At 71.0% G+C, this 2,975-nt stretch carries 2 protein-coding genes; one reads left to right on the top strand and one right to left on the bottom strand.

From position 1 onward, the window contains the following. Positions 1 to 146 precede the first annotated feature (146 nt). Positions 147 to 1,643, bottom strand: a complete 1,497-nt coding sequence (locus AOK18_RS26415; protein WP_055695969.1) for an oligopeptide:H+ symporter — start codon at positions 1,641 to 1,643, stop codon at positions 147 to 149. A gap of 535 nt (positions 1,644 to 2,178) precedes the next feature. Here AOK18_RS26415 and AOK18_RS26410 point away from each other — a divergent pair. Beyond that, positions 2,179 to 2,856 (top strand): response regulator transcription factor, encoded by a 678-nt coding sequence (locus AOK18_RS26410; protein ID WP_055573025.1) that lies wholly within the window; start codon positions 2,179 to 2,181, stop codon positions 2,854 to 2,856. Positions 2,857 to 2,975 lie beyond the last annotated feature (119 nt).

Below are 2,975 nucleotides of genomic sequence, written 5' to 3'. Positions count from 1 at the left end.
GGCCCCGCGCCCGTACGTGCTGCACGTACGGACGCGGGGCCCTCTCCGGGTCGTGGGTGCGGCCCGCGGGCGCGACCGGGGCGGCGAGCCGCCCGGGTCACCGCCTCACGGCGTCACCGCCGCCTCACGGGCGCGTGCGCGCGACCTCAGCGGACGTCGCCCATCAGCGCCTTGACCTTGCTGCGGTACATCCACACCGCGACACCGGCGACCACCGCGAGGGTCGCCTCCATCGCGACCACGCCCGGCCGGTTCAGGTCGACGCCGGCGATGGAGAGCAGGCCGGTCGTGGCGTCACCGGCGGTGACGGCCAGGAACCAGACGCCCATCATCTGCGAGGCGTACTTCGCCGGCGCCATCTTCGTGGTCACCGACAGGCCGACCGGGGAGAGCAGCAGCTCGCCGACGGTCTGCGTGAAGTAGATCGCCACCAGCCACGCCGCCGCGGCCTTGTGACCGCCCTCGGCGATGGACAGCGGGGCGAGGAACAGGAAGAAGGACGCGCCGACCAGCACCAGGCCGGAGCCGAACTTCACGATCGTGCTGGGCTCCTTGCCGCGCCGGTTCAGCGCCAGCCAGAACCAGGCGAAGACCGGGGCCAGCGCCATGATCAGGACCGGGTTGACCGACTGGTACCAGGAGACCGGGAACTCCCAGCCGAAGACGCTGTTGTCCGCCGACGCGTTGGCGAAGATCGACAGGGTCGAGCCGCCCTGGTCGTAGATCATCCAGAACACGGCCGCGGCCACGAAGAACCAGATGTACGCGGACATCTTCGACTGCTCGTCCCGGTCCAGCTCCCGGTCGCGCTTGATCCGCACCAGCACCAGCACCGGGATGATCACGCCGAGCAGGGTCAGCGGGACCAGGATCCAGTTCAGCGTGTAGTTGCCCGAGAGGCCGACGACGGCGTACGCGACGACGGCGATGCCGGCCCAGAGGGCGGACTTGCGCAGCGTGGCGGACTTCTCGGCGGCGGACAGCGGCTTGGGCACGACGCTGGACTGCGGGGCGAGGTGGCGGCTGCCCAGCAGGAACTGGAGCAGGCCGAGCCCCATGCCGACCGCGGCGAGCGCGAAGCCGAAGTGCCAGCCGACGTTCTCGCCGACGGTGCCGATGACCAGCGGCGCGGCGAAGGCACCGAGGTTGATGCCCATGTAGAAGACGGTGAAGCCGCCGTCGCGACGCGGGTCGTCCGGGCCGTCGTACAGCTGGCCGACCATCGTGGAGATGTTGGCCTTGAGGAGGCCGGAGCCGATCGCGACCAGGCCGAGACCGGCGTAGAAGGTGCCCGCGGACGGCAGGGCCAGCGTCAGGTGGCCGAGCATGATGACCACGCCGGCGGCGGCGACGGTCTTGCGCGGTCCCAGGATCCGGTCGGCGAACCAGCCGCCCGGCATCGTCAGCAGGTACACCAGCGACAGGTACACCGAGTAGACGGCCGTCGCGGTACCGGCACTCATCGCCATGCCGCCCGGGGCGACGAGGTACAGCGGGAGCAGGGCCCTCATGCCGTAGTAGGAGAACCGCTCCCACATCTCGGTCATGAAGAGAGTGGCCAGTCCGCGGGGGTGGCCGAAGAAGGTCTTCCCGGAACCGGGGATGCCCGGTGAGGCCGAGTCCTTCGTCAGGCTGGACGCCATGGTCGTTCCTTGTGGGTCGGGACGCGTCGCACGAGTGCGCACGCGCCCGGTGGGGGGCTGGCCGGCACCGGCAGGCCCTGCCGTCCGCCCCCACGCCCTGGGGACGCCGCTCCAGATCATGGAGCGGCGGACGGCGACCACCGGGATCCACGCCTCTACGCGCGTCCATGCGCGCCGAGGCCCGGCCACAGGTCATTTCTTCCGGAACCGGCGGGGCCGGCCGGGACGGGTCGGCGGAAGGCCGGCCCGCACACGAAAGAGACCTTCGGCGTCAACTGCGCCAAAGGTCCCCGTGGTGCAACAGGCGTTGGTTCACCATACGGCAGGACACCGCCCGATATGGAAGGACTTGAGACGCGGATCACAGGTTCCGGGGGAACCGCGGCCGCCCCATCGAAGGTCTTCTCCAGGTTCGCACCCCCATTCCCAGGGGCGGCGCCCGGGGGCCGGACGTGCGGATCCGGTGTGCGCCGGGTGGGGACCGGTGCCGGTGATCACGCCCCGGGCCGTGTCCGCGCGGGACTACCATCAGTCCATGACCCGTGTACTGCTCGCCGAGGACGACGCGTCCATCTCGGAGCCGCTGGCCCGCGCCCTGCGCAGGGAGGGCTACGAGGTGGAGGTGCGTGAGGACGGACCCAGCGCGCTCGACGCAGGCCTGCAGGGCGGCGTCGACCTGGTGGTGCTGGACCTCGGGCTGCCGGGCATGGACGGCCTGGAGGTCGCCCGCCGGCTGCGTTCCGCCGGACACACGGTCCCGGTCCTGATCCTCACCGCGCGCGCCGACGAGGTCGACACCGTGGTCGGTCTGGACGCCGGCGCCGACGACTACGTCACCAAGCCGTTCCGCCTCGCCGAACTGCTCGCCCGGGTCCGGGCCCTGCTGCGGCGCGGTGCCGCCGAACCGCAGCAGCCGCCCGCGACGCACGGGGTGCGCATCGACGTCGAGTCGCACCGGGCGTGGATGGGCGAGGAGGAACTCCAGCTCACCGCCAAGGAGTTCGACCTGCTGCGGGTCCTGGTGCGGGACGCGGGCCGGGTCGTCACCCGCGACCAGCTGATGCGCGAGGTCTGGGACACCACCTGGTGGTCGTCCACCAAGACCCTCGACATGCACATCTCCTGGCTGCGCAAGAAGCTCGGCGACGACGCGGCCAACCCCCGCTACATCGCGACCGTACGAGGCGTGGGGTTCCGCTTCGAGAAGAGCTGACCCCCCGTACGTCGTGATCCCGGTTCGGATATGAGGACATGCGCCGCCGACTGATCCAGTCCACGCTCGCCGTGGTGCTCGTCGTGATCGCCGTGTTCGGCGTGTCCCTGGTGATCGTG

The sequence above is a fragment of the Streptomyces prasinopilosus genome (genome assembly GCF_001419695.1).
GTDB classification, from domain to species: domain Bacteria; phylum Actinomycetota; class Actinomycetes; order Streptomycetales; family Streptomycetaceae; genus Streptomyces; species Streptomyces prasinopilosus.
The sequence above is the reverse complement of the archived record's forward strand: the minus strand, read 5'-3'. Positions and strand labels throughout refer to the sequence as shown.

Bases quoted from the DNA above. Each gene is read 5' to 3' on its own strand.
- AOK18_RS26410 (WP_055573025.1), top strand. From the start codon at position 2,179: ATGACCCGTGTACTGCTCGCCGAGGACGACGCGTCCATCTCGGAGCCG.
- AOK18_RS26415 (WP_055695969.1), bottom strand. From the start codon at position 1,643: ATGGCGTCCAGCCTGACGAAGGACTCGGCCTCACCGGGCATCCCCGGT.